The sequence below is a fragment of the Acidovorax sp. LjRoot38 genome (genome assembly GCF_964252975.1).
In the GTDB taxonomy this organism is placed as follows: domain Bacteria; phylum Pseudomonadota; class Gammaproteobacteria; order Burkholderiales; family Burkholderiaceae_C; genus Acidovorax; species Acidovorax facilis.
In genome coordinates, this window is record NZ_CAXUPT020000002.1 from 307,418 (window position 1) to 332,013 (window position 24,596).

Here is a 24,596-nt window from a genome sequence, read left to right on the forward strand (position 1 = left end):
CCTGGTAAAAATCTGTAACCCGCGCAGCCCACCTCCTGCATTCCCCGCGCGCAGAATGCTCCTGATTTCATAGCTGATCGCGAAATCCCTGATTGCCCTGTAACCCGATTCCTTGCATTCACCGCCGCCCACACCGGCCCGTCCCATGTAGGGGTCATTCCTAGCTAGGAACACTCCTAGCTAGGAGCCTTCCCAGTTTCGCGCGCTGATGCCTGTAGGCACAGTCGCGCGCCATGCAAGTCGCCCCCTCAGCCTCCAACTACGCGCCAGCCCCTGGCGATCTGGCCAGCCCGTCCGCTCCTGGCAGCGCAGGGCTATTCCCAGACCAGCCCCAGGACCACGCAGGCGCCTTTGCCGACAGCGGCCCAGGCGGCTATGGCCAGCCCGACCTTCAGTACCCCCAGGCTGACCCCGCCCTGGCCAGCACCTCCCTCTTCGCCCCCACCGACCACACCCCCAGCACCACACTGGCCCTGATGGTGCAGGCACAGACCAAACCTCTGCTGGTCACCCCGGAGAACGCAGCAGGTCTCGGTATCGACCTGGTGCAGACCAAACCCCTGCAGATCACTCCCGAGAACCCAGCCATTGGCACTGCCGGCGCCCAGGCAGCAGCCCCCAACGCCAGCCCCACCGAGGTCGCCGCCCTGGAACTGCTGCTGGCCGAGCCCGCCAACCAGGAGATGGTGGCCCAGTTCGGCCCGCCCCTGCGCCCCCTGAACACCGACACCGACGTCGGCCAAGGCATCCTCGCGCGCTTTGGCCCCGACCTGGGCGCCCGGCTGACCCAACTGCAAGAAGCCCAAGATGGCGTACGCAACCAATACCTGCACGCACTCGACCAAGCCACCCAGAGCCCCGGCCCCGACACCCCGGGCAGACAATGGGTCCCTGGCACCGGGCAAGGCGAGACCGCCGAGCCTGGGCGCTGGACACTGGACCCCGCAGCGTTCTCGCGCCACTACGCCCATGGCGACAGCCTGGCCCAACGCGCCTTTGCCGACATGCACGGCCAAGACCCCCTGGTGTTCCATGAGGGCAGGGAAGGTGACGCCCACAGCGAACCCAGCTACCACACACTAGGCCCCTTCAGGCTCGCCCAAGGCCAGCCCTACGGCAGCGACCCCAGCCTGCCCGACGCCTGCCTGCTGCGGGACTACACCCAACTCAGCCCAGAACACAGCGCAGACCTTATCAACAAGGAATACCTGTGGTTTGACCCCGTCAACGGCTGGAGCACCAGCGCAGACAACATCCAGGCCCCGACGGGCTTTCTGGACAAAGCCCTGCCCGTCGCATTCAGCGCACTGATGTGCATGGTGGCCTTGCCGCCTGTGGGCACCCTGCTGTCACAGGCAGGGGCTGGCACCTTCGTTCAAGGCGCTGCCATGGGGGCCATGGGCAGCGCGATCTCCCAGACGGTGATGACTGGCGGAATCGACTTCGGCAACCTGCTGCGCTCGGCCCTGACGGGAGGCATTGCAGGCAGCGTCATGCAATACACAGGCCTGAAGGACATGCTGGACAGCGCCGACCTGGCCAAGAGCAGCCTGGCACACCTGGGCAAGGCGGGCCTCACGGGGTTATTGCAAGAAGCCACGGGCGGCAAATTCAAAGACGGCTTCATCAACAGCGCCCTGGCCAGCATCGCGCAAGGGGTGGGAGATCATCTGAATCAGCAGATCGGCGAGCTCAAGGACATCAGCCCCGAGCAGGCCAGCGTGCTCAAGCTCCTGAGCAAAGCTGCCAGCAGCGCCTTGAAGATCGCGGGCACCAACGACCCGGCGGCGGGGTTTGCGAGCGAGTTTCTGAGCGGAGTGCTGGGCGACGGGCTCCAGGGGGCGCAAGGAAAGGGGCAAGGCCAAAGCCAGGTAGGGAATGAGGGACAACCGGGACAAGCTGCACAGCCGGGAGACAGGCCTTCCAGCGACTGGGTGAGGAACCTGGGGGCCAGTGAGGTGGATGCGCAGACGGCGCAGTGGGTTGAGGCATTTGCCAACCCCGCCACATTGCCATCGTCGCAAGGCATCCAGGTCGCGTCCGCCCCCATCGGAACAGTGGGTGATGCGGGTTACTTTGATGACAGTGGTGCTTACATAGAGCCCGCCCAACTGATCTGGCCTGACGGCACCACCAGCACGCTGGCACAAAGCAACGATGGCGAGCCCATGCTGCCAGAGACCGAGGTGCGGGAGACTGCGCAGCCGATGCTGCCAGAGGACTTTCGCAGACAAGAGATCGAGTATCGCAACAGCACAGAGGTACAACCACCACAGTACAGCTTCACGGAACTGGTGGAGATGTCTCACAGCCCCGCCGACAGCTACAGTGCCCAGGAGTACCGGGACGCCGCCGCGCAGTACCGAGCGAGCATGGGAGAGGACTTCCGGCGGGACAGCATCTACAACGGCCTGTGGACCCGAGCCGCAGCGTTGGACGCTGCTGCAGGCGGGGGGTGGGGGCAAGAGGTGATGAATGACATCACCGGCTTTGCAACGGAAGAAGGGCTGCATGCACAGACAGGGGTGGCGATAGGCGGTGCGCTGGGCCGGGGTATTGGCAACAGGCTGGGGGGCAGTGTTGACAAGGTGGTCGGGGGCGCTGAAGGTCGTCCAAGTGGCGGCGCTGCCGTCCAAACACTTGGCGCTACAAGAGAACAAGCTGTAGCTGATGCCGTTGGAGGGATTCGTTCTGGGGAGATTATTAAAACCACACGCGGAAAGACAGATGTTGATGTGACGGACCCAGCTGGCAACCTCATTGCGGTGGGAGGGCCAGCCAAAGCAGATAACCTCGGGAACTTTGTTCGAGGACTAATGGTGTATTCTGAAACCGCCACCGCTCGGGGTGTTAGCGCGTATTTTTACTATGCGCCAAATACGCCTCAGACGGTGATTGATGCGGCGACCAAAGTGCTCGGCCCCGGCTTTGTAAAGCCTATTCCCTAAAATTTTGTTATGGCTTCGTTTACCTACACAATTTGGTCCAATCTCTCCTTGCCGGCGTTGATTAATCAATTTCGGTTTGTCTTTGATCAATTGAACTTCTCTCTAACGAACAATCGATCTGGAAAAATTCATTTATGGAGTGACGGAGAGATTGAAATTGATCCATCTGCAGTGCAATCAATTGCAGATATTGAATTGCCTTTGGGCGTGCAGTGGTGGCGAGGTGATGACGACATTTATGTTGGACTTTCCAAGTCAAGTGATGTCGGTGGATTTATATGCCACGTAAGCCTTGTTGGGCTCTCTCGTGAGGAGCAGGCTGAGATTGCGAAGTTACTAATCCTCTATATCACGCCTGAGAAGCAGTACTTTCCTGATGACTTTTATGTATTTCGACTAAGTGCACAGTAGGCATTCGGTTCCGAGCGACTCTGTTGCATAAATGTCGCGTCCCGGACGATCATATGGTCGCTCCTGCACAACGGCCCAACTGGCAAAGGGTGGCCCATCTTTCCGGGCACCCTCCCGCTCAACGCGCACAACCAGATCGGCCTTGTGGTCACCCTCGGCATCAGCGTAGACACCGTTAAGGCCTTCTGGTGCACCGGCTGTCGGGGGCTGTAGGACGTCTCAGGTATTCCAGCCTGGCAGGTCGCGCTGCACCTTGCGCAGCAGTGCTGGCCAGGCAAAGGCGCCGCCCAGGCCGCCCGTCTGCACGCGCATGGCCTGGGCCACGCCGCTCACGATCTGGGGGTTTACGGCGATCAACTCGCCACCTGCCTGCGCGTCGATCTGAATGCGGCAGGTGTTCTCGAAGGTGTACATCGACAGGAACGCATCGGCAATCGTCTTGCCCACGGTGAGCAGGCCGTGGTTGCGCAGCATGAGGAAATTGGCCTCGCCCAGGTCGGCCTGCAGGCGTGGCTTTTCTTCGTCGCGGAAGGCCACGCCCTCGTATTCGTGGTACGCCAGCGAGCCCAGCACGAAGGTGCTTTGCTGGCTGATGGGCAACACGCCACCTTTTTGCGCGCTGACGGCCACACCGGCACGCGTGTGGGTGTGCAGCACGCAGCCCGCCTCCGGCCGGGCCTCGTGCACCGCGCTGTGGATCACAAAACCGGCCGGGTTCACGGGGAAGGGCGAGTCGTGCAGCTTGTTGCACTGCATGTCCACCTTGATCAGGCTCGATGCCGTGATCTCGTCGAACATGAGGCCGTAGGGGTTGATGAGGAACTGGTGCTCGCCCGGACCCGACACCGATTCGGGCAGTTTGGCGCTGATGTGGGTGAAGACCAGGTCGCTCCAGCCGTACAGCGCAACGAGCCGGTAGCACGCGGCCAGGTCGCAGCGCAGTTGCCATTCTTCGGGGCTGACGCTTTCTTGCAGCGAAGGGATGTTGAGCATGGGGTGGTGTCTCCGTTTTTTGAGGAATGGGAAACGCCACTGTAGGGCGATGGGGCGCCCTGGTCTGTCAGGCAGGCTACAGGTGCTGCATTTTTGCGGATTGCTATAAAAAATATAGCTGTTTGCGCCCGTCCACAAAACGCTAAGGCCGAATTTTGTTGAATTTTCGTGCCCTGGCCCTGCCCGGCCATCAGCGCCCGGGCCCTTGCTGCTGCCGCATCTGGCGCCGCCCCAGCCAGCCCAGCTCAGAGGCTGTCGGACTTGGAAATCGTCGGCAGCAAATCGGCCACAGCGGTCCATTTTTGGCTTCGCCGCTCTTCGAGAACACCGTCTTTTTGCCCCATAGCCGAGCTATGGGGCTGCAAATCCGGCAAAAACTGTCCTCGCTGGGGCCAATTTTCGCTTCGACCCTCCAAGTCCGACAGCCTCCAGGAATGTCCTGCATAACTCCCTGCGGTCGGTGATAGCGCGGTCTCGGGCGGTCTGCTGCGTTGCTTTTCTTGCCAATGGCCGGGCTATTGGCAAGAAAAGACGCCTTGTAGCCCATCCCGATCCGCACTACCTCCGCCTCGCGAGGGCTATGCAGGCCATTCCCAGCGCCGCCAGCACCAGCATCCATGGATCGTTCACCGGAATCCCCGTGGAGAGGGCCATCACTTGGAGGTTCAGTGTGATGGTGGAGGACAGGCCGTTGGCGTCCGTGACCTGGATGACCAGGACATAGAGCCCCGGTATGGTCGGTGTTCCGCTCAGCAGGCCGTTGGGCCCCAAGGTCATGCCCGGGGGCAGGGGGCCGGAGTTCACGGTGAAGGTGTAGGGGCCGGTGCCTCCGGTGACCTGGATCTGCCCGCTGTAGGCGGTGTTCGCGACCAGCACGGGCGGTGGGGTGATGGTCAGCGCACCTGTCACGGTGCCTGCACCCAGCAGGTCCAGCTCGCGCCCCAGGGCGTCGGACACCGTGATGGTGAAGCTGTAGGGCGCCGAGCTGGTGGGCGTGCCCGTGAGATCGCCCGTGCCCGACAGGCTCAGGCCCGCCGGAAGAAGGCCTGCGCTCACCAGGAACTGGTAGGGCGCCACGCCATCGTTGCCGACAAAGGTCACGCTGTAGGGCACACCCAGCGCGGGGGTGGGAATGCTGGACGGGGTAACGGTGATGTCCTGCGCGGCGGCGGCGGCGGCCCACAGCACCAGGCTGGCAACGCCGATCCATGTGGTGAAGCGGCGTAAGCCGGTGCGCAGTGCCTGCGCTGCGCGGGCCGTCATCGCGCGCCCCCGTTTTTGCGCGCGAGCTGCTGCTCCAGGGCCGAAAGGCGTTCTGCCAGGGCCATGAGTTCTGCATCCTTGGCGGCCAGCTTCTGGTGGAGGGCCTGGACCGTGGCGGCCGCAAGGCCGGCAACATCGCTGGGCGCAAGCGTCCGGGGGCTGGCGCCCACCTGAAAGCGCTGGTGTACATCCTCGGCCATGGGCCCCAGGTGCAGGCTGGCGTTGAGATCGCTCAGGTAGCGCCAGGCATACAGCGGCAGGTTCAACACTTCGCCGAGGACAGCATGGATCGGGGCCGGGCTGATGTCGTGTTTGAGCGTGCGGCTGGAGCCCTGGCTGAGCGTGCCGGCCACCATCAGGCCGCCGCCTGCCTGCATCGACAGCGCATTGCTGCCACTGCCGCTGGGCGCCAGGCTGAAGGCCGAAGCCGTAGCGTGTTGCGTCCAGTACGCGGTGCCTGTGCCATGCGCAAGCCGTGCAGCGATGGCACCGTTGTTCTGCAGCTCCATCTGCACGCGGGGCAGGGCGGCGGCGCCGGTGTTGTCCACCAGCAGGGCCCCGCTGCCGTCCGCGCGCCGCAGGTGCAGCGGGGCGGCAGGGCGCGGCGTGCCCAGGCCGACGTTGCCGTTGCCCGCAATATCAACACTGGCATGTGGCGCCCCCGGCCGGATGCGCAGGGGAAGGAGGGAGCCCCCGGTGACATCGCGCACGAAGAAATTGGTTTCGTTGCCCGCCACATCCCAGGTCTGGGCCGTAAAGCCGTTGGTGTTGTTCTGCTCTTGCCGCAGCGCCGGGGTGTTGGAGGACAGCACATGCAGATCAAGCACGGGTACGCCCGTGCCCACCCCCACGCGCCCTTGCGGGTCCACAACCAGGCTGTTGGCGGGCGCTCCGGCCAGCCAGCGCACGGGGGTCAAGCTGCCTGTGACATCGTCGATGCCGAGGTAGCTGGCCCCGCCGCTGGCGTTGTCGTTGGCGATGATCTGCCAGTCGTTACCGGGAAACGCGCCCGCACTGGTGTCTTCAAACTTGATGCGCAGGTTGTTTTCCTTCAGGCGCAGGGTGTCGAAGCCAAAGCTCTCGTTGTTGACGCAGTCAAACCCCATGCAGATGCTGCCTTGCACGATCTGGTCGTCGGCGACCAACTGGTCTTTGGTGGCGAGGCCGAGGGTGCGGACGGCCTTTGAAGATAGGGCGGACTGCGCGGCGGGGCCATCGGCTGTATCCCCTTCGCCCGGGGGCAAAAGTGCGGGTGGCAGCACAAACGCGCCGCCCGCCACCGACACGTTGCCGGCCAGCATGGCGCCCCTCGGCCCTGCAGCGCTGGAGGCGCCCACGGGGTTGGCCGCCACGGGAGTTGCATCGTCGGGCCGCACGGCGGTGGTGGTGGGGGCCAGCGTCAACTCGTAGGTGTAGCGTCCGTCGGGCAAGGGATGGTCTTGCAGCGACAACACCAGCGGGCCGGACAGCTCCAGGTCCTGGGGCGCGCCGCCCTCGCGGGCGATGCGCAGCACGGCGCGGCCATGGGGTGCGGTGGGGGTCCACTCCAGCCGGGTGGCCTGAAGCCGTGCCGCAATGGCGGGGGGCTGCGCTTCGCTGCCGGTTTGTGCGTGCACGAGGGGTGGGCTCAGCAGGGATGCCAGGGTGGCGGCAACCAGGGCGGCAGCGCGCGGCCGCAGCCTGGTCAGGAGGGGCAAGCAATGGTGGGCAGGCATGTTGGCAATCCCTAGCGTGCTGCGGGCGTGGCGGTCTTGGTGGGCACGCCCGAAGCGCCCGGAGCGCGCGTTGGGGCCATCTGCGCTTCGAGCAGGGAGATGCGGGCCCGGATCGCGGCGATGTCTGCCTCGCGCTCGTTCACCTTGCGGGCCAGCGCCTGCACGGCGCCCAGGGTCACGCCGGCCAGATCGCCGGGGGCCAGGCTTTTGTCGTCCTGCCCCAGCTGGAAGATCTTGCGGAAGTCCTCGGCCATGGGGCCGACGTGGCGCTCTTGTGTGGGGCTGGATTTGTAGCGCCAGTGGTAGAGCGGCAGGGCCAGCACCTTCTCCAGCAGGGCGGCGCCATTGACCGGCTCGATGCCGGTCTTGAGCGTGCGGCTGGAGCCTGTGCTCAGCGTGCCGGTGATTGCCAGGTTGCCGTTGGCCGCCAGCGTGAACTGGGGGGTGCCAGCGCCCTGGGTGGCCAGCGTGAGCGCGGTGCCTGACGTCATGTCCCAGCCCGTGGCCGGTGCCGTGGTAAAGCGCAAGACGGCTGGCCCGTTGTTGGCCAGGTTCAGCAGCGTGCGCGGGGCCATTGTGCCGCTGGTTTCCTGCACCAGCACCTGGGCCGTGCCATCGGTGCGCCGGACGTGCAGCGCCGCGCCGGGCGAAGCGGTGCCTATGCCCACTGCGCCCGAGGCCGCAATGTCCAGGCTGCTGGTGGGCGCGCCGGGGCGAATGCGCAAGGGCAGGCGCGAGCCGTTGGTGACGTCGCGCACGAAGAAGTTGGCCTCGTTGGCCCCAATGTCCCAGGTCTGCGCCGTGAAGCCGCCTGCCGACGACTGCTCCAGGCGAATGGCGGGGGTGTTGCCGGTCAGCGTGTGCACGTCCAGTACCGGCGTGGCAGTGCGCAGGCCCAGCCGGCCCGTCGAGCTGACGTACAGGCTGTTGCTGGGGGCGCCAGCACTGACGGTGAAGACCTGGCGGTTGGCCGTGGCATCCTCGACCGTGAAATACGATGCCCCGCCCGAGATGGGCTCATTGACCCGGATCCGCCAGTCGTTGGCCGGAAAGGCGCCAGCGCTGGTGTCGTCGAAATGGATACCGAGGTTGTTCTCCTTGAGCCGGAGCGTGTCAAAGCCAAAGGATTCGTTGTTGACGCAATCTAAGCCCGCGCACAGGCTGCCCTGCACGATCAGGTCGTCGGGCACCACCTGGTCCTTGGTGGTGAAGGTGGTGCCGGTCTTGGTGGGCAGCACAGGGGCGCCTGGCTCGACTGCATCCACCACCAACTGGCCCTGAATGACCACGAACGAGCCCGCTGTGATGCGCTGCTGCATCGTGGCCTGGGCCTGGGCAGGGTCCATGGACGCAGGGGGCTCCAGGCTCAACTCATAAAAATAGCGGCCATCGGCCAGCCCTGCACGCTGGGGCTCCAGCACCACGGGGCCGCGCGCAAACGGCAGGTCGCTGACCGTGCCATCCGGGCGCGCCAGCCGCAGCTTGGCAGCGCCGTGGGGGGCCGCGGCCGTCCAGGTGATGCGGTCAGCCTGGCGCGTGGTGGAGATGGCCTGGGCGGGGGATTGGGCAGCGCAGGTGGCAGCCGCGAGGGTTGCCATCAGGGCGATGGCGGCTCGGTACAGGGGTTTCATGGGGCTTTCTCGAAGGTGGGCAGGGGCTGCCCAGGGCGCCAATATGGCCATTGCCGCCCGCAGAACCAGCGGCCCATCAGTGGCGACGAGTCTGGCCGAGCGATGCCAGATCGTCAATCGAGTAATGCCAGGGGTCGCGCTGCGGAAAAGCCCCGCGCCTGTGCTCAGCCCGCTTGCGGAATCGGCGCCCGCATGCCCGCGTTGATGAGGTTCCACGCGTTGATCACGCCAATGGCAAAGCCCAGTTCGGAGATTTCCGCTTCGTTGAACACCGCCTGCAGCTTGGCGTATTCCTCGTCGCTCGCATCGCTGTGGGGCGTGGCGGTGATGATCTCGGCCCAGCGGAAGGCGGCGCGTTCGCGCTCGCCGAAGAACGGCGCCTCGCGCCACCCCGCCACGGCGTTCAGGTGGCGCGGGTCCATGCCGTCCTTGACCAGGTAGGTCCAGTGCATGTCCATGCAGTATGCGCAGCCGTTGATCTGCGACACGCGCAGAAACACCAGCTCGGCCAGGCGCGCGCCCAGCGGGCCCTTCTTGATGGTTTCGGAAAGGCTCACCAGGCCCATGAAGGCTTTGGAAGACAGCTTGTGATAGGGCAGGCGGGCGGTGTGTTGGGTGGTCGATGACATGGCGGTTCCTTGGATGTAGGTGGCAATGGTTCGGGGTAGAAAAACCTTGGGCATGAAGGCGGCGGTGGTGTTGCTGCCTTTCATACTGCTTAGACGTTGCCAGGTCTGCCGTTGTGACACTGGGCGCCAAAAATCCTCAAGGGATTTCACCCCAGCGTGGCTGGAATGCCCGCCAGCTTGTCCGGGTTGCGCACTGCATAGATCGCCATAATCCGCTCCCCGTCCGTCACAAATGCCTGCGCCGATTCAAGGTGGCCATCCACATAGCGCAGCAGCCCCGGCTCGCCATTGATGAGCGCCATGCGGTACGCCACCTGCGCACCCAGGCGGCGGAACAGCGCCCAGTACAGATTGGCAATGCGAAACGGCCCCACCAGCGGCTTGGGGAAGGACGGTACCTTGCCGCCGCCGTCGCCAATCAGCTGCGCGTCTTCGCTCAGCAGCGCCTCGATGGCGTTGCGGTCGCCGCTTTTGGCGGCCAGCATGAAACGCTGGAGCAGCTGGTGGTGCACGGCGTGTGGCACCTCAAAGCGTGTGCGCGCCTGCTGCACACGTTCGCTGGCGCGGTGCACCATCTGGCGACAGCTGGCCTCGGTTTTGCCCAGCTGCGCGGCAATCTCGGGGTAGTCGTAGTCGAACACCTGGCGCAGCAAAAAGGCCGCGCGCTCTTCGGGCCCCAGGCGCTCCAGCACGTACAGGAAGGCCACCGACAGCTCACCCGCCAGCTCGGCGGCCGCCTCCGGCGTGTTGTGGTGTTGCGCATCACCGGTGGTGTGGTCATGCAGCTCCACCAGCGGCTCGGGCAGCCACCAGCCCACATAGGCCTCGCGCTCGGCTTTCAGCGCCCGCAGCCGGTCGATGGCCAGGCGCGTGACCACCGTCACCAGCCAGGCCTCGGCCGACTGCAGCGCGGCCGGGTCCTGGCGACTCCAGCGCAGCCAGGCGTCCTGCAGCACATCCTCGGCATCGGCGCGCAGGCCGAGCATGCGGTAGGCAATGCCGAACAGGCGGGGGCGCAGGGTGGTGAAGGGGTCGGTGGCGGTGGGTGCAGGGTCGGTCATGGCCAGCTCAAGAATAGTCCGAGGATGATCTCCAGACGGCCGGGCGCTTGGGTTTGTGACACCCATGTTGATGAAAGGGTGTCAGCGCTGCGTCTGCTATAAATTAAATAGCTATTGATGCATATGGGTAAAGCGGTGGGGCCCATCTGGATGCATTTTCTTGGGTGGTCGTGATGGTGAGGCTGACCCAGGCTGGCGGGCTTGTGGGGTGCCCCCCTCTCTGGTGCACAGATCGTCGGTGGTGGTGCGGGATTGGTGAATTCCCTCGATGTCGCGGCCGTTCAATTGCGCTGTGAGAACCTCCAATCTCCGCCTGAAAAGCGTCTCTAAAGTCATTCCATCCCATCAGTCGGTGGGAGGGAACAACCGGATTTTTGGAGATCACCATGTTCAATCCAAGCTTGAAAATCAGGAGGCTTCTGGCCTCGTTCGCTGCCGTAACCTGCCTGTCGGCGCTGGGGCTTTCTGCCCATGCCCTGGAGACGGTGGACAAAGGCGCCTTCACCATCGCCTTCTCTGGCGACATGCCTGGCACAGGCTACCAGGACGGCAAGATGGTCGGCTACGACGGCGAGATCCTGCAGCGCATTGCCGATGCACTCAAGCTTAAGGTCAAGCCCGCGCTGATGGAATGGTCGGGCACGATTGCCTCGGTGCAATCGAAGCGCGTGGATGTGATGGCAGGCACCATGGGATGGACGGAGCAGCGCTCCAAGATCATGGCGTTGAGTGATCCCATCCACTACTTCAAGAACGGCATCACCCAGTCGGACAAGACGGACTGGAGCAAGCTCAAGGATCTTGAAGGCAAGAAGGTCGGCACCATCACCGGCTTCTCGTTCATCCCCGAGCTGCGCAAGATCAACGGCCTGCAGCTGGCGCTGTACGACACCTCGGACGCCGCTGTGCGCGACCTGCTGGCGGGCCGCATCGACGCGGTGATCGGCGACCCGCCGGTGATGCAGTACGCCATCTCGCAGAACCCGCAGTGGAAGGTCAAATTCAATGCTTTCACCGATTCCTCGCCCGACTACCCGCTACTGACAGGCCTGGGCCAGGTGGTGTTTGGCCTGAACAAGGACAACCCTGAGCTGGTCAAGGCTGTGAACACCGAGATCGCCAAGCTCTGGGGCAGCTGCGACCTGCGCAAGATCGGCAAGACCTACGGCCTGGTGCAGGACGTCTGGTACATCCCCGTGGGCCAGAATGCCCGTGCCGGTGTTGACCGCTCTGCCGACTGGAAGCTGCCTTCCTGCAAGTGAGCCCAATTGGGTAGGCCATGACCCCCTGGCCTTGACACGCCGCATGCCCGCCACGCGCAGCATGCGGCTTTTTTATTGCGGGTCCGCCAGCCCCGCCGGCCCTTCATCTTCTTTTTTCTTCTTTTTAACCACCATGGCATTCCTTGAACGGGCCGGGCGCGGGCTGTCTATACGCGCGTCGCTGATCCTCGGTTTTTCGGCCATTGGCGCGCTGCTTGCGTTGGCGCTGGGGCTGGCCGTGCAGGCAGGGCTGGCAGCAAACGCGCGGGTGGCGTCGATTGCCAGTGAGAGCCTGCCTCTGTGGAGTGCGGCCTACGAGGTGTCGCTGGAGGTGTCGTCTATATCCCGTGCGCTGCGCGATGCGGTTCTGGTGGAGATGCAGGAAGACCTGCCCACCGAGGTGGAGCGCATTGATGCGGCGCAGCGGCGCATTGACAGCCGGATGGCTGCGCTGCAGGGTGCGGTGGTGCTGGCCCCTGAGCGCGAGCTGCTGGCACAGATCGGGCAGGCCGCCACGCGCTTTCGGCAGGACCGCGACCAGTTCCTGGCGCATCTGCAGGGCGGTGCGCGCGGCCCTGCACGCGGCATGCTGACCGGGGCTTTGCGCCAGTCGCAGGCGGTCTATCTGCAGGCCCTGGCGCAACTGCGAGAGGCCCAGGCGCGCCAGGTGGAGCAGGCGGCCGCTGCATCCATCACGGCGCTGCAGGGCATGCTGGTGCAGATGGCCGTGTCATTCGCACTGGTGTTGTTGGTGGGCTGTGCTGTGGCGGTGGCCTTGGTACGCACTCTGACACGCCGGCTGGGAGCAGAGCCCGGGGCCGTGGCGCAGGCCATGGCCCGGGTGTCGGACGGGCTGTTGACTGCACCACTACCGGGCGTGGTGGCGCCCGCCGGTTCGGTGATTGCTTCGCTGCGCGCCATGGTGGGTGGCCTGGGTGACACGGTGCAGCAGGTGCGCAGCGCATCGGTGGACGTGGCTGCGCAAAGCCGCAGCCTGGTTGGCGAGGCCAAGAATCTGTCCGAGCGCACCGAGATGCAGTCGGCCGAGCTGCAGCAGGCGGCTGCGGCGCTGGAGCAGTTTGCGGCGACCATGGGCAACACGCAACAATCGGTGCTGGATGCGCACCGGCTTGCCACATCGGCCTGCAGTGTGGCGCGCGAGGGCCAGTCCATCGTCGATGGGGCCATGCAGAGCATGCTGGCGGTGGCTGGGCATGGTGCACGCATTGCCGAGACCACTGCAGTGATCGATGGCATTGCGTTCCAGACCAACATCCTGGCGCTCAATGCCTCCGTGGAAGCGGCCCGTGCTGGTGAGCAGGGGCGCGGCTTTGCCGTGGTGGCCAGCGAGGTGCGCAGCCTGGCGTTGCACTCCGCGAGTTCTGCCAAGGAGATCCGCCAGCTGATTCAGCAATCGAACGAGCAGATCGCTGCGTGCCGGAGCATGGTGGAACGCGCGCATGTGCAGACGGCGAGTGTGATCGAAGCCGTCAACTCGTTTGCCCAACTGATGGCTGCGGTGCAGACGGCCAGCGCCGAGCAGCATGTGGGAGTGCGCCAGTTGACTGAGGTGCTTTCGCGCATCGACCAGTTCACACAGCGCAATGCTGCGCTGGTGGAGGAAGCGCGCGGGGCCTCGGAAGCGCTCTATGCGCAGTCTGGCCGGCTGGTGTCGGTGGTGGCGCGTTTTTGCATCGAAGAAGAACCGGGCGATGGCGGGCGCCGCCTGCTTCAGGCCTCCACCGTGGCCGCCTGAAGCGCCTTGCGCATGCGCCCCGGGGGCATGCCGTAGAGCTGCTGGAAGTGTCGGATGAAATGCGACGCGTCCGAGAAGCCGCATTCGTAGGCGATGGTGATGATGGGCAGGTCGGTGCTGGTGAGCATCCAGCGCGCGTACTTGAGCCGTGCGTTGCGGTAGTACTCGGACGGCGTGGTGCGCGTCTCGGCCAGGAAGACACGTTCGAGCTGGCGGCTGCTTGAATCCACCAGCCGCGCGATGACGGCGATCTCCAGCGGCGTACCAATGTTCTTTTCCATCAGCACGATGGCCTGGCGCAACTTGTCGTGGTCGGCGGTGCCGTAGCCCAGCGCATGGCGGCGCGCCACATGGGTGCTGCTGGCGGCGGGGTTCACCGTCATCTGGTGGATGACCTTGGCCGCCCGGTCGGGCCCGCAATGCAGGCGCACCAGCTCGGCCGTGAGCTCCACGATGGAGATGCCACCTGCGCAGCTGATGCGGTCGCCGTCGAACACATAGTGGCAGTCAGTGCTGTAGTCCAGTGCGGGGAAGGCGGCCTTCCAGTCCTCCACATGAAAAGGATGCACGCAAGCGCGGCGTCCCGCCATGAGCCCCGCCTGAGCGAGCGCGAATGAGCCTGTGCAGATGCCGATCAGCGGCTTGCCCAGCGATGCCGCGAAATGCAGGAAAGTGGTGTAACGCGGGCTGGCGGTGGGAATGGCGGACAGAAGGCCTCCAATGACCGCGATGTAGTCGTAGTCGCACTCGGAAGAAAGCGATTCCTGTACCGGCACCGCCACTCCGCAACTGGCCTGCACCGATTGCCCCGGCACCCCGAGGATGGTCCACGAGCAGCGGATCTGCCGACTCTGGTCGCCGACGTCGGCAGCATGGCGCAGGCCATCACACAGCCCGGCCAGCGACAGCAGCGGGAACTGCGGCCACAGCAGGATGCCCACGCGCAGCTCCGCCGCCGACGCGGTGGCCGCAGGCCTGCGCCGCGCAGGGGTGGCCCGGGGTGGGGCGTCCAGCCGGTCAATCAATGCACCAATGTCGCCTGTGTTCTGTGCACCGGCCTGGTGCAAATTTGCACCAATCTCTTCAGAAAGCTCTTTGGGACGGGCTTTGGTGGGGGGCATGGGGTTTTCCCGGTATGTCGCATACGTTCAATATAGCGGCGACGGCCTGCAATGAACAGATGGACGAAATTTCTAGCATGGAGGCACTGGGTATCGACGTGTGCGGTTGCAAAGACCGTGCCGCGCTACCCGCAGTTTTGTCTGGAGAACCATGTGAACCATCCCCTGCTTCAAGTGAGCGGCCTCAAGAAGAGCTATGGCCCGGCCGAGGTGCTCAAGGGCATTTCGTTCAACCTGCAAAAAGGCGAGACGCTCTCGCTCATTGGCCCCAGCGGGTCGGGCAAGTCCACCTGCCTGCGCTGCCTGAACTTTCTGGAGAAACCCCAGGCGGGAGAGGTGCTGCTCGAATCCGAGCGTATCGGGCAAGTGCCTGCAGGGAAGGACGCCTGGCGCTTTATGACCGACACCGAGATGGCGCCGCAGCGCCGCGAGATCGGCATGGTGTTTCAGCTGTTCTACCTGTGGCCGCACCTCACCGTGCGCGACAACGTGGCGCTGGCATCGATCAAGGCTGCGCGCATGCCGCGTGATGCGGCCTATGCGTTGGCTGAAGAAATGCTCGACAAGGTGCACCTGCGCCACAAGGCCGATGCCTACCCCGAGCAGCTTTCGGGCGGGCAGCAGCAGCGCGTGGCGATTGCGCGTACGCTGGCGCAAAAGCCCAAGCTGATTCTTTTCGACGAGCCCACTTCGGCGTTGGACCCTGAGCTGGTGGGCGAGGTGCTGGGCGTGATTCGGGAGCTGGCCGAGGAGGGCCGCTCAATGATCCTGGTCACGCACGAAATCCGCTTTGCGCGTGACGTGGCCGATCGCGTGATCTTCATGGACGGCGGGCACATCGTGGAAGAGGGGCCGGCCGCGCAGGTGATCAATCAGCCGCGCACGGAGCGCACACGCAGCTTTCTTGGCCAGGTTGGCAAGGAAGCCGGGCTGGAGCTGTGACCATGCCCGGCATCGAAACCCTGATCCTCATTGTGCTCACGCTCGCGCGTGGCGCGGTGACCGCAGCGCAGGTGGCCCTGGGCGCGGGACTGCTGGCTTCCAGCCTGGGCCTTTTGCTGGCGCTGCTGGTGGTCTTTGCGCACAACCGTGTGCTGCAGGCCGTCATCGCGGTCTACATCGAGTGGATGCGCAATGTGCCGGCGCTGGCGCATCTGTTCGTGCTGTACTTTGGGCTGGCGTCCGTGGGGGTGCGGCTGTCGCCGCTCACGGCTGCGGTGATTGGCCTGGGCCTGGTGGGCGCGGCCATCCTGTGCGAGGTGTTCGCGGCGGGCCTGCGCTGCCTGCACGCAGGCCAGCGCGAGGCGGCGCTGGCAGTGGGCCTGACACCGGCCCAGGCGCTGCGCAATGTGCTGCTGCCGCAAATGCTGCGCGTGACCTTGCCTTCGCTGGGCAACTACGCAAGCCAGCTGGTCAAGGACACCTCGATTGCCTCGGCCATTGCGGCGCCTGAGGTGATGTTCTATGCGCGCAATCTGGTCACATCCACGTTCGAGACGCCGATCATTTACCTGACCGCCATGCTGCTCTATGCGGCGATGGTGCTGCCTATCAGCTGGGCTTTTGGGCGCCTCGAACGCAGCACGGCAGGGGGTGCGCGATGAAAACGTTCTTTGCAACCTACGCCGAGTACATGGTCGATTGGTGGCCTCGGCTGCTGGAGGCGGCGGTGGTCACGGCCGAACTCTCGGCCATCGGCTTCGTCATCGCACTGGTGCTGGGCGCCGTGCTGGTGTGGATGCTGCGCAGCGGTGTGACCTTGCTGCGGCACGGGGCTAATGGCTTCATTCAGCTGCTGCGCGCGGTGCCCCTGCTGGCGCTGCTCTTGGCCATCTATTTCGCGCTGCCAGCAGCGGGGGTCACGTTGTCAGGCTACTGGGCTGGCGCTATTGGCCTCGGTGTACATGGCGCGGCTTACGTGGCCGAGGTTCTGCGCGGCGGGCTCAAATCGGTGCACGGTGGGCAGCGCGAGGCGGGCCTGGCTGCGGGCCTGACACCACGGAAGGTATTCCTCTACGTCACGCTGCCGCAGGCCCTGCGGGTGATGCTGCCGCCGTTGCTCAACAGCTATGTGGCGCTGCTCAAGGACAGCTCGTTGTGTGCGCTGATCGCCACCAACGAGCTGATGCTGACGGCCAAGGCCATGTCCAGCGAGTACTTCCTGCCGCTGCACATCTTCATCCTGGTAGGGCTGCTGTATTTCGCGATCGCATTCCCCCTGTCCATGTTGTCGCGGTGGCTGGAACGCCGCCTGGCCCATGGGCGCCGCACGGTGGGTGCGGCATGAACCGAGACAACAACACCATGACATCCATAACCTACGCGCCGCTGGAACGGCTGGCTGCCGCCATTCATGCCGGAGAACTCTCAAGCGAGGCGCTGCTGGAGGCGCAGCTGGCGCGCATTGCGCGCTATGACGGCCAGCTGCATGCCTTTACCGACGTGTATGCCGACGAGGCCCGCGCCACCGCACGCGGCCTGGACCAGATGGCACGGGCTGGTGTGCGCCTGGGCCCGTTGCACGGTGTGACCGTGGCAGTGAAGGACCTGTTCGAGGTGCAGGACAAGCCCATCTCGGCGGGCTCGAAAGCGCGCCCGCCGCGCACTTCGGCGATCAGCGCTGCCGTGGTGGAGCGCTTGCGTGCTGCCGGGGCCGTGGTGATCGGCAAGACGCACACGGTGGAGTTCGCCTTTGGCGGCTGGGGCACCAATTCGGCCATGGGCACGCCATGGAACCCCTGGGATCTGCAGACCCACCGCACCCCCGGCGGCAGCAGCAGCGGCTCGGCCGTGGCGCTGGCGTCCGGCATGTGTTCGGCCAGTGTGGGCACCGACACGGGCGGCTCGGTGCGCATTCCGGCGGGGCTGTGCGGGGTGGTGGGGCTCAAGACCACGCGCGGCCTGATCAGCCGCCACGGGCTGATCGAGCTGTGCCCCACGCACGACACCGTGGGGCCACTGACCCGCACGGTGCGAGACAGTGCCCTTCTGCTCGATGTTCTTTCCGGCCCGGATCCGCGCGACGGCGTCTCGCTGTCGGTGCCTGTGCGCGAGGTCTTGCCGCAGCTCGGTGCGCAGCGCTCCGTGGCGGGCATGCGGGTGTGGACCTTGCCAGAGGCTGAGCGGGAGCATGTCGATACCGAGGTGCTCGCTGCGTACGACCGGGCGCTGGAGGTGCTGGACGCCCTGGGCATGCAGCGGGTGAACCGGGCGCTGCCGCAAAGCAGCTCCGAATCCATGCGCGTGGCGGGAAGCCTGATGAGCGCCGAGGGGTACGCCAATCTGGGCCCCTTGTTCGAGCAGGATGGGCTTGAATTTGACCCCCATGTGCGCCGGCGCATTCTGCTGGGGCGTGATATCGGCTCGGCGCAGTACATCCACCTGCTCAAGCTGCGGGAGCAGGCCAAGGCCGACATGCTCATTGCCATGGAGGGTGTGGATGTCTGTGTGTTCCCCACCAACGCGATTGCCGCCATCCCGGTCTCTGAGGTGGACGAGTTGGCCACGCCGCTGTCGCGCTTTGGCCGCTTCGTGAACCTGCTGGATCTTTGCTCTGTGGCGGTGCCTGCGGGGTTCACGGGGGCGGGCATGCCGGTGTCCATGCAGGTCATCGGGCGGCCGTTTGACGAGGCGACCATTTTGCGGGTAGGCGATGCCTTCGAGCGCGCGACGCGCTGGCACCGGGCTGTGCCGCCTGGGCTGGAGGCTTAAGCCTCTTTCCAGCCTTGTTTTTCTTCCCTCAGTGTGTTGACGGGGTCCGTGCGATTCACCGGCGCCTCACGGTCCGTCTGCAGCGTCTATTTGTTAAGGAGTGGTCCATGTCTGCAATCCTGGATGTGAAATCCCTGCTGACCCCGCTCGTTGCGGCATTGCTGTGGGGGACAGCGGCTTGTCATGCCCAGACGGCAGGCAGCGCCTTGGCACGCATGGTGCGCAGCGGTACGGTGAATGTGGGCTACATCCCAACGCCGGGTACGTTTGCGTTCCGCGATGCGAGTGGCAACACGGTGGGTTACTCGATCGACGTTTGCATGAAGGTGGTGGAGGGCATTCGCAAGGCCGTTGGCCGGCCAGACCTGCGCGTGGATTTTCGGCCGCTGGAGGCGGCGCAGCGTATCCCACTGCTGAAGGCCGGTGCCATCGACCTCGAGTGCGGTGGCAACACCAATACCGTGGGCCGGCAGCGGGATGTGGACTTTTCGCACACGCTGTTCACCACGGGCGTGCGGTTCCTGGCGCGCCCATCGGTGCAGCTTGATGGTGTATCCAGTCTGTGGCGGCGGCGTATTGCCGTGAGCAACGGCACCACGGCGCAGGACACGCTGCAGCGCCTGCGCCAGGAGCAGGCGCTGGATGTGGTGGTGGTGCCCACCGACGCCGAAGGTGTGCGCCTTGTGGAAGAAGGGCGCGTGGACGCGTTTGCGCAGGATGACATTCTGCTGTACGGCCTGATCGCTGCATCACCCGCAAAGGATCGCCTGCATGTGACGGGAAGACATCTCACGGTGGAACCCTACGCCTTCATGTTGCCCAAGGACGATGTGCCGCTGCGCGAGATCGTGGACCGTACGGTGCTTTCCCTCATGCACTCGGGCGAGCTGGCCGCCATCTACCGCAAATGGTTCGACACGGCATCGCTGCGCATTCCCATGAGCGTGCACATGCGCGAAAACATCCGCTACCCCAACAAGTACGGCATTCCCTGAAGGCGCGCGCCCTGCACGCCTTGTTCCTTTCTTTCCCTCTTTTTCTGGCGGTACCAGCCTATCCACATGAACAGCATTCCCTTCATCAGCGATCAGCAGATTTCCGAAACCCTTGATTTCCCCTCCGTCGCCACGGTGCTGGGCGAAGCGTTTGCAAGCCTGGCCACCGGTGGCGCCGCCGTCCACTGCCGCCAGCGCACGGATTGCCATGACCTGCGCCTGAGCACCATGGGGGCCGTGTGGGCAGACCGCACCGTGGGTGGTGTCAAGGTCTATCCCACGGTGCGGGGGCAGTTCAGTTTCTCCATCCTGCTGTTCGATCTGGCCAGCAACCAGCCGCTGGCGGTGCTGGACGGCAACGAGATTACGCGGCTGCGCACGGCGGCCATCACGACGCTGGTGGCATCCAAGGCGGCTGCGGCGCGTCCGCGCAAGCTCGCACTGTTTGGCACAGGGTTGCAGGGCCGGGCGCAGGTGGCCGCACTGTGTGGATGGTTTGAGTTCGAGGAGATTGCCTTGGTGGACCCGGCGGGAGACGCAGCCTGGGCCGAGGCCTTGGCCCGCAGCACGGGCTGCCGCGTGGCCTTCACCACGCCAGAGGCGGCCGTGCGGGACGCCGATATCGTGGTCACGGCTACGCGCTCGGCCACGCCCGTGTTTGATGGCGCATGGCTCGCGCCGGGCGCTTTTGTCTCGGCCATCGGAACCAGCACGCCCAAGGGGCGCGAACTGGACGACACCACCATGGACCGTGCCGGCCGCATCATCGTGGAGTGGAAGCCGCAGAGCCTGGCTGAGGCAGGCGAGGTGGTGCTATGGGCAGGGCGCAGCGCCGCATCGCCCTTCGTGGATCTGCCCGAACTCTACGCAGGCCAGGCACCCTGGCGTCCAGTGGAGCCCGCCATCACCGTATTCAAGTCGGTGGGCGTTGGGCTGGCCGATGTGGCGGTGGCGCAGCTCGCAGTGTCACGCATCCTGCCTGGGCGGGCGCCAACGGGTCGAGGGCAGGCATGAAGGTCTGTGTCATCGGTGCCGGGCTGATCGGTTGTGCCACGGCCTACCAGCTGGCGCGGCAGGGTTTTGACGTGCATCTGCTGGACTCGGAAGCGGCCCCCGGTTTGGCCACCAGTTATGCCAACGGAGCGCAGCTGAGCTACAGCTATGTGGAGCCCTTTGCATCGCCCGCCACGCTCTGGGCGCTGCCCAAGATGCTGCTGTCGCGAGAGTCGGCGGTTCGGTTTCATCCGCGCTGGGACTGGCGGCAGTGGGCCTGGGGCCTGCAATTCCTCAGGGCCTGCACGGTGCGGCAGTCGGTGCGTGGCACCGAGATGCTGCTGCAGATGGCGCAGGCCAGCCGGGCCACGCTGGCCGACTGGATGCAGGCAGAAGACTGGAATTTCGGTTTCGAGCAAAACGGGAAGCTGGTGCTCTGCCCCACTGCGGAGGCGTTGCGGCAGCAAGAGCGGCAAGTGCGTTTGCAGGCGGCACTTGGCTGTGACCAGCAGATATTGACCGTGCAGGAATGCCTGGAAGCGGAACCCGCCCTGCGCCGCGCGCGTGCGCTGCGCTTTGTCGGCGGCGTGTGGACGCACAGCGAATGCGTGGCCGACCCCCACCTTTTGTGTCAGGAAATGGTGGCCAGCCTGCAGCGCCTGGGCGGCACCGTGTCGCTGGGTGTGCAAGCCAGCGGCTTTGTGCGGCATCGCAGCCGTATCAGCGCCGTGATGACCCACCAGGGCGAGATCGAAGCCGATGCTTTCGTGCTGGCAGCAGGACCGCGCGCGATCACGCTGGCCGCTGCGCTGGGCATCTATTTGCCCATCTACCCCATCAAGGGTTACAGCATCACGGTGCCGTTTCTCCCCGGTGTGCAGCGCCCCTGCGCGAGCGTGACGGATCTGGCGCGCAAGACCGTGTTTGCACCGCTGCACAACAGCCTGCGCGTGGCCGCCATGGCAGAAGTGGGCGCTAAGGGCCTGGACATCGCGCCCGCCAGGGTCCAGGCCATGGTGGAGGCTGTTGACCAAACCTACCCGGGACTTTGCGACGTCAGTGCGCCAGAGTCTTGGGCAGGGCTGAGGCCTGCTACCCCAACGTCGGTGCCCATCGTGGGGCGCTGGCGGTCCAGCAATGTATACCTCAACGTGGGGCACGGCGCGTTGGGGTTGACGCTGGCGGCGGGCAGTGCGGTGGCGCTGAGCCGGCACATGGGTCGCGTTGATGGTGCGTGAGTTCGAACAACTTCAGGGCGCCCAGCCTTCGCAAACACTGGCCGGGCGAGAGCAATGGGCAGTGGGCGCAACAAACGGACGTGGACGCTGCCCGCCCCCTTGCTGCAGCAGACCGCCAAGAAAGACGGGTACCAAGGGCTCCTGCGAGCCCGATGCAACAGTCACTGCAGCAGGGGTAGTCGTCCTTGAGGTTGTGCTATTGTTTGTATAGCTATAGATGATGGTCAGTAAAGCGGGAAGCCCGTTTTGAAGCTTAAATCGAAGGACCGAGAAATGGCAGTGTTGTGCGCAACCACCGACATGCAGGGAACCCGGCGTGGAGTAGGGATACAGAGCCGGGCCGCGGTGGTGTCAACGCTATTGTTCGCGCTGCTGTCGTGGGTGGCCCAAGCCCAGGCGCAAGTACAGCAAGCTGCTGCCGGAGTTGCCCAGCCGCTGGAAAACCGCTGCGGCTGGTTTCACAACCCCACCCCCAACAACGCCACCCTGACCGACCGTGATGGCGAGTGGGTGGTCTCCATCCAGGGTGGAGACAGTGCCGAAGGCGACTGGCCTGTGTTCACCGACGCGCAGTGGAAGAAAACCAATGGCCACTATGGCTACGGGTGTGCGTGCATGAAGGTGGTGGTGGACCGCAGCGAAAGGCGGGTGGTGCGCATTGCGTCGGCGGCGGCGAAGCCGTTGAAGGCGTGCCGGGAGGACCGGGCGCTGCCGAAGCCTTGAAGAAGGAAGGGAGTGGCAGGTGGCGGTGGGTGTGGCATTGCCATCAAGCCAAACTCCAGGCCAAAAAACACGGTCCTTCCACGTGGGTCTTCTTGTTGCGGTGGCTATAGTGAGGCCGCTCCCACCAACCACCCCAGTTATGAGCATTCATCTGCGAATCGCGCGCCCCGTGCTGGATCTTTGCCGCACTGTCGCCCAGTACCAGCAAGGCCTGGGCTTTGAAGAACTCGCCCACTTTGCGGACCACGATGGCTTCGATGGAACCATGCTGGGTTTCCGCGACGCGGATTTCCACTTTGAGTTCACCGTCTGCCGCCGGCACCCAGTGACGCCGCAGCCAACGCCCGAAGATCTGTTTGTCTTCTATGTTCCCGATCATCAGGCGTGGACGGAACGTTGCCAGGCGATGCGTGGCGCTGGCTTCAAGGAGGTCGAATCGTTCAATCCGTACTGGAGCCAGCAGGGCTGCACGTTTGAGGATGCGGACGGGTACCGGGTGGTGATTCAGCGAGCTGCATGGCGCAGTCCGCTGACTCCTCAGAGTTAGCTTGCGTAGGCTATGGGACCAACTATCAATCAGATTCGCAATGTATTGCGAATCTGATGGCTGCAGGGGCCGTTACCCAAGACTGAAACCAAAAGCCAATGGTGTAAATTGGCAGCCCATCATTGCTTCGCAGTGCGCAAGAGTTCACAGTGCTGGTTCCTATTTCACTCACTCCAAGGAGAGCACCATGCCCCACGCGTTGAACTGGTTCGAGATTCCCGTGACCGACTTCACCCGCGCCAAGACTTTCTACGAGACGGTGTTGGGCATCACGATTGCGCCCATGGAAATGGGCCCGACCAAAATGGGTATGTTGTCCACCGACCCCACTGCCGCGGGCGGTGCCATCGTGCAGGGCGAGGCGGTATGCCGTCGCAGAACGGGACGATGGTGTATCTCAATGGCGGAGAGGACCTGGCCCCGATGCTGGCGCGCGTAGCGCAGGCGGGTGGGGCGGTGGTGGTGCCCAAGACGGAGATTGGCAACGACTTCGGCTTCTTTGCCCATTTTGTGGACACCGAGGGCAACAAGGTTGGGCTGCACTCGATGAAGTAGTGGGTACCCCGCCCGATGGAAACAGGACCGCCTACGCCACCCGTTCGCCAACACTTCCCGGCTGCGTGAGGCGCTCCAGCCGCGTTAGATACGCCAGCGCCTGCCCATTGCTGGTTCCGCACATTTCCACCGACGGCATCAACCCGCCGCACACCGCCGGTCGCTCAGGCTGCCCAAAAATGCGGCAGCGCGCATCGTCCCCCAGTTGAACGCACCGCACCCCCGCAGGTTTGCCCTGCGGCATGCCCGGGATGGGCGAGCTGATGGAGGGGGCGGTGCAGCAGGCGCCGCAGCCGGGGCGGCAGTTCATGGGTGATTGCTATTGTTTTTGTAGCTTCTGGTGCTTGTCGGGCAAGCGCTAGAGGCCAATTTGACTCAAATTTTGGTGTTCACTGGCCAGCGGCAGCGTCGCCGTGCAGGCGGCTGGATGCCCACAGCACCTGGTCGACCACGGCGCGCACGCGGTCGCGGTGGGCTTGCTGGATGAGGGCGCCGCTGTCGTCAAACGCGCTGCCCGCCGAGCCCAGCGCAAACGCCTTGGGCGCCAGCCAGCATTCGGCGTTGATGAGCAAGGGGGCCAGGTGGCTTTGCGAGCGCAGGCCGCCCAGTGCCCCCGGCGACGCGCTGAGCATGCCCACCACCTTGCCGCGAAAGCTCTTGCCGCCGTCCTGCCAGTCAGGGTTGCCCTTGACCGGGCTGGAGGCCCAGTCGATGGTGTTCTTGAGCAGGGCGGTGTAGCTGCCGTTGTACTCGGGCGAGCAGATGACCCAGGCGGGGTGCTGCCACAGGATTTCCTTGAGCCGGATCACGTTGGCGGGCGTGCCCTGGGCTTCGAGGTCGGCGTTGTACAGCGGGATGTCGAACTCGGACAGCTCCAGCAGCGTGACGGTGGCGCCCGCGTCGCGTGCGATGGCGGCTGTGGCGTGGGCCAGTTTGCGGTTGAAGGATTGCTGGCGCGTGCTGCCGGCAAAGATGAGGAGGGAGGGAGTGGTGTGTGGCATGGTGCCTGCGATTGAATCACAGGCGTGCGGCAGGAATCCTGCA

General features: G+C 64.8%; 24 protein-coding genes. 15 read left to right on the forward strand and 9 right to left on the reverse strand.

Annotated elements, in window-relative coordinates; genetic code table 11:
• The first annotated feature begins 233 nt into the window (after positions 1-233).
• Positions 234-2,948, forward strand: a complete 2,715-nt coding sequence (locus ACSQ22_RS03930) for a hypothetical protein (RefSeq protein ID WP_436129486.1) — start codon at positions 234-236, stop codon at positions 2,946-2,948.
• 9 nt (positions 2,949-2,957) lie between these two features.
• Positions 2,958-3,359, forward strand: coding sequence for a hypothetical protein (locus tag ACSQ22_RS03935; RefSeq protein ID WP_436129487.1), 402 nt, complete (start codon positions 2,958-2,960; stop codon positions 3,357-3,359).
• A gap of 219 nt (positions 3,360-3,578) precedes the next feature.
• Here the strand turns inward: ACSQ22_RS03935 and ACSQ22_RS03940 are convergent, their stop codons facing one another.
• The 6 genes from ACSQ22_RS03940 to ACSQ22_RS03965 form a co-directional block, all read right to left on the reverse strand.
• On the reverse strand, positions 3,579-4,352 hold the full coding sequence (locus ACSQ22_RS03940; protein ID WP_436129488.1) for a class II aldolase/adducin family protein: 774 nt from the start codon (positions 4,350-4,352) through the stop codon (positions 3,579-3,581).
• 558 nt (positions 4,353-4,910) lie between these two features.
• Positions 4,911-5,615, reverse strand: coding sequence for an Ig domain-containing protein (locus ACSQ22_RS03945; protein ID WP_436129489.1), 705 nt, complete (start codon positions 5,613-5,615; stop codon positions 4,911-4,913).
• Positions 5,612-7,330, reverse strand: coding sequence for a tail fiber domain-containing protein (locus ACSQ22_RS03950; protein ID WP_436129490.1), 1,719 nt, complete (start codon positions 7,328-7,330; stop codon positions 5,612-5,614). The genes ACSQ22_RS03945 and ACSQ22_RS03950 overlap by 4 nt, the downstream gene beginning before the upstream one ends.
• Positions 7,331-7,341: 11 nt before the next feature.
• Complete coding sequence (locus ACSQ22_RS03955) at positions 7,342-8,961, reverse strand: tail fiber domain-containing protein (RefSeq protein ID WP_436129491.1); 1,620 nt, start codon at positions 8,959-8,961, stop codon at positions 7,342-7,344.
• A gap of 164 nt (positions 8,962-9,125) precedes the next feature.
• Positions 9,126-9,590, reverse strand: a complete 465-nt coding sequence (locus ACSQ22_RS03960) for a carboxymuconolactone decarboxylase family protein (protein WP_121508892.1) — start codon at positions 9,588-9,590, stop codon at positions 9,126-9,128.
• Positions 9,591-9,736: 146 nt separating this feature from the next.
• A complete protein-coding gene (locus ACSQ22_RS03965) occupies positions 9,737-10,651 on the reverse strand; it encodes an RNA polymerase sigma-70 factor (protein ID WP_436129492.1) in 915 nt (304 codons plus the stop codon).
• Positions 10,652-11,037: 386 nt separating this feature from the next.
• On the opposite strand from ACSQ22_RS03965, the gene ACSQ22_RS03970 reads away from it, so the two are divergent.
• Complete coding sequence (locus ACSQ22_RS03970) at positions 11,038-11,913, forward strand: ABC transporter substrate-binding protein (RefSeq protein WP_436129493.1); 876 nt, start codon at positions 11,038-11,040, stop codon at positions 11,911-11,913.
• A gap of 133 nt (positions 11,914-12,046) precedes the next feature.
• Positions 12,047-13,669 carry a methyl-accepting chemotaxis protein gene (locus ACSQ22_RS03975; RefSeq protein ID WP_436129494.1) on the forward strand — a complete coding sequence of 541 codons (1,623 nt, stop codon included), beginning with the start codon at positions 12,047-12,049 and terminating at the stop codon, positions 13,667-13,669.
• On the opposite strand, the gene ACSQ22_RS03980 is transcribed toward ACSQ22_RS03975, so the two are convergent.
• Positions 13,645-14,790 carry a GlxA family transcriptional regulator gene (locus ACSQ22_RS03980; RefSeq protein ID WP_436129495.1) on the reverse strand — a complete coding sequence of 382 codons (1,146 nt, stop codon included), beginning with the start codon at positions 14,788-14,790 and terminating at the stop codon, positions 13,645-13,647. The genes ACSQ22_RS03975 and ACSQ22_RS03980 overlap by 25 nt on opposite strands.
• A gap of 153 nt (positions 14,791-14,943) precedes the next feature.
• On the opposite strand from ACSQ22_RS03980, the gene ACSQ22_RS03985 reads away from it, so the two are divergent.
• The 11 genes from ACSQ22_RS03985 (at position 14,944) to ACSQ22_RS04035 (ending at position 23,552) form a co-directional block, all read left to right on the forward strand.
• Positions 14,944-15,732, forward strand: a complete 789-nt coding sequence (locus ACSQ22_RS03985) for an amino acid ABC transporter ATP-binding protein (RefSeq protein ID WP_436129496.1) — start codon at positions 14,944-14,946, stop codon at positions 15,730-15,732.
• Between the two features lie 2 nt (positions 15,733-15,734).
• A complete protein-coding gene (locus ACSQ22_RS03990; protein WP_436129497.1) occupies positions 15,735-16,394 on the forward strand; it encodes an amino acid ABC transporter permease in 660 nt (219 codons plus the stop codon).
• Positions 16,391-17,077, forward strand: a complete 687-nt coding sequence (locus tag ACSQ22_RS03995) for an amino acid ABC transporter permease (protein ID WP_436129498.1) — start codon at positions 16,391-16,393, stop codon at positions 17,075-17,077. The genes ACSQ22_RS03990 and ACSQ22_RS03995 overlap by 4 nt, the downstream gene beginning before the upstream one ends.
• Before the next feature lie 17 nt (positions 17,078-17,094).
• Complete coding sequence (locus tag ACSQ22_RS04000) at positions 17,095-18,501, forward strand: amidase (RefSeq protein WP_436129499.1); 1,407 nt, start codon at positions 17,095-17,097, stop codon at positions 18,499-18,501.
• 107 nt (positions 18,502-18,608) lie between these two features.
• Positions 18,609-19,496, forward strand: a complete 888-nt coding sequence (locus tag ACSQ22_RS04005; protein WP_431151403.1) for an amino acid ABC transporter substrate-binding protein — start codon at positions 18,609-18,611, stop codon at positions 19,494-19,496.
• A 66-nt stretch (positions 19,497-19,562) separates the two neighbouring features.
• Positions 19,563-20,510 carry an ornithine cyclodeaminase family protein gene (locus ACSQ22_RS04010; RefSeq protein ID WP_436129500.1) on the forward strand — a complete coding sequence of 316 codons (948 nt, stop codon included), beginning with the start codon at positions 19,563-19,565 and terminating at the stop codon, positions 20,508-20,510.
• Positions 20,507-21,727 carry an FAD-dependent oxidoreductase gene (locus tag ACSQ22_RS04015; protein ID WP_436129501.1) on the forward strand — a complete coding sequence of 407 codons (1,221 nt, stop codon included), beginning with the start codon at positions 20,507-20,509 and terminating at the stop codon, positions 21,725-21,727. Before ACSQ22_RS04010 ends, ACSQ22_RS04015 begins: the two co-directional genes overlap by 4 nt.
• 273 nt (positions 21,728-22,000) lie before the next feature.
• Positions 22,001-22,450 (forward strand): DUF4087 domain-containing protein, encoded by a 450-nt coding sequence (locus tag ACSQ22_RS04020; RefSeq protein ID WP_436129502.1) that lies wholly within the window; start codon positions 22,001-22,003, stop codon positions 22,448-22,450.
• A gap of 139 nt (positions 22,451-22,589) precedes the next feature.
• Entirely contained in the window at positions 22,590-22,997 is a 408-nt protein-coding gene (locus tag ACSQ22_RS04025; protein ID WP_218301393.1) for a VOC family protein, read from the forward strand.
• 187 nt (positions 22,998-23,184) lie between these two features.
• Positions 23,185-23,436 carry a hypothetical protein gene (locus ACSQ22_RS04030; RefSeq protein WP_436129503.1) on the forward strand — a complete coding sequence of 84 codons (252 nt, stop codon included), beginning with the start codon at positions 23,185-23,187 and terminating at the stop codon, positions 23,434-23,436.
• Complete coding sequence (locus tag ACSQ22_RS04035) at positions 23,364-23,552, forward strand: VOC family protein (RefSeq protein ID WP_436129646.1); 189 nt, start codon at positions 23,364-23,366, stop codon at positions 23,550-23,552. The genes ACSQ22_RS04030 and ACSQ22_RS04035 overlap by 73 nt, the downstream gene beginning before the upstream one ends.
• 31 nt (positions 23,553-23,583) lie before the next feature.
• On the opposite strand, the gene ACSQ22_RS04040 is transcribed toward ACSQ22_RS04035, so the two are convergent.
• Positions 23,584-23,862 carry a YkgJ family cysteine cluster protein gene (locus ACSQ22_RS04040; protein WP_121421772.1) on the reverse strand — a complete coding sequence of 93 codons (279 nt, stop codon included), beginning with the start codon at positions 23,860-23,862 and terminating at the stop codon, positions 23,584-23,586.
• Between the two features lie 79 nt (positions 23,863-23,941).
• Positions 23,942-24,553 (reverse strand): NADPH-dependent FMN reductase, encoded by a 612-nt coding sequence (locus ACSQ22_RS04045; RefSeq protein ID WP_055402197.1) that lies wholly within the window; start codon positions 24,551-24,553, stop codon positions 23,942-23,944.
• Between the last annotated feature and the right edge of the window lie 43 nt (positions 24,554-24,596).

What these genes read in the sequence shown, in the direction of transcription:
- ACSQ22_RS03930 (WP_436129486.1), top strand. Translation starts at nt 234, where the DNA reads ATGCAAGTCGCCCCCTCAGCCTCCAACTACGCGCCAGCCCCTGGCGAT.
- ACSQ22_RS03935 (WP_436129487.1), top strand. Translation starts at nt 2,958, where the DNA reads ATGGCTTCGTTTACCTACACAATTTGGTCCAATCTCTCCTTGCCGGCG.
- ACSQ22_RS03940 (WP_436129488.1), bottom strand. Translation starts at nt 4,352, where the DNA reads ATGCTCAACATCCCTTCGCTGCAAGAAAGCGTCAGCCCCGAAGAATGG.
- ACSQ22_RS03945 (WP_436129489.1), bottom strand. Translation starts at nt 5,615, where the DNA reads ATGACGGCCCGCGCAGCGCAGGCACTGCGCACCGGCTTACGCCGCTTC.
- ACSQ22_RS03950 (WP_436129490.1), bottom strand. Translation starts at nt 7,330, where the DNA reads ATGCCTGCCCACCATTGCTTGCCCCTCCTGACCAGGCTGCGGCCGCGC.
- ACSQ22_RS03955 (WP_436129491.1), bottom strand. Translation starts at nt 8,961, where the DNA reads ATGAAACCCCTGTACCGAGCCGCCATCGCCCTGATGGCAACCCTCGCG.
- ACSQ22_RS03960 (WP_121508892.1), bottom strand. Translation starts at nt 9,590, where the DNA reads ATGTCATCGACCACCCAACACACCGCCCGCCTGCCCTATCACAAGCTG.
- ACSQ22_RS03965 (WP_436129492.1), bottom strand. Translation starts at nt 10,651, where the DNA reads ATGACCGACCCTGCACCCACCGCCACCGACCCCTTCACCACCCTGCGC.
- ACSQ22_RS03970 (WP_436129493.1), top strand. Translation starts at nt 11,038, where the DNA reads ATGTTCAATCCAAGCTTGAAAATCAGGAGGCTTCTGGCCTCGTTCGCT.
- ACSQ22_RS03975 (WP_436129494.1), top strand. Translation starts at nt 12,047, where the DNA reads ATGGCATTCCTTGAACGGGCCGGGCGCGGGCTGTCTATACGCGCGTCG.
- ACSQ22_RS03980 (WP_436129495.1), bottom strand. Translation starts at nt 14,790, where the DNA reads ATGCCCCCCACCAAAGCCCGTCCCAAAGAGCTTTCTGAAGAGATTGGT.
- ACSQ22_RS03990 (WP_436129497.1), top strand. Translation starts at nt 15,735, where the DNA reads ATGCCCGGCATCGAAACCCTGATCCTCATTGTGCTCACGCTCGCGCGT.
- ACSQ22_RS03995 (WP_436129498.1), top strand. Translation starts at nt 16,391, where the DNA reads ATGAAAACGTTCTTTGCAACCTACGCCGAGTACATGGTCGATTGGTGG.
- ACSQ22_RS04000 (WP_436129499.1), top strand. Translation starts at nt 17,095, where the DNA reads ATGACATCCATAACCTACGCGCCGCTGGAACGGCTGGCTGCCGCCATT.
- ACSQ22_RS04005 (WP_431151403.1), top strand. Translation starts at nt 18,609, where the DNA reads ATGTCTGCAATCCTGGATGTGAAATCCCTGCTGACCCCGCTCGTTGCG.
- ACSQ22_RS04010 (WP_436129500.1), top strand. Translation starts at nt 19,563, where the DNA reads ATGAACAGCATTCCCTTCATCAGCGATCAGCAGATTTCCGAAACCCTT.
- ACSQ22_RS04015 (WP_436129501.1), top strand. Translation starts at nt 20,507, where the DNA reads ATGAAGGTCTGTGTCATCGGTGCCGGGCTGATCGGTTGTGCCACGGCC.
- ACSQ22_RS04020 (WP_436129502.1), top strand. Translation starts at nt 22,001, where the DNA reads ATGGCAGTGTTGTGCGCAACCACCGACATGCAGGGAACCCGGCGTGGA.
- ACSQ22_RS04025 (WP_218301393.1), top strand. Translation starts at nt 22,590, where the DNA reads ATGAGCATTCATCTGCGAATCGCGCGCCCCGTGCTGGATCTTTGCCGC.
- ACSQ22_RS04030 (WP_436129503.1), top strand. Translation starts at nt 23,185, where the DNA reads ATGCCCCACGCGTTGAACTGGTTCGAGATTCCCGTGACCGACTTCACC.
- ACSQ22_RS04035 (WP_436129646.1), top strand. Translation starts at nt 23,364, where the DNA reads ATGCCGTCGCAGAACGGGACGATGGTGTATCTCAATGGCGGAGAGGAC.
- ACSQ22_RS04040 (WP_121421772.1), bottom strand. Translation starts at nt 23,862, where the DNA reads ATGAACTGCCGCCCCGGCTGCGGCGCCTGCTGCACCGCCCCCTCCATC.
- ACSQ22_RS04045 (WP_055402197.1), bottom strand. Translation starts at nt 24,553, where the DNA reads ATGCCACACACCACTCCCTCCCTCCTCATCTTTGCCGGCAGCACGCGC.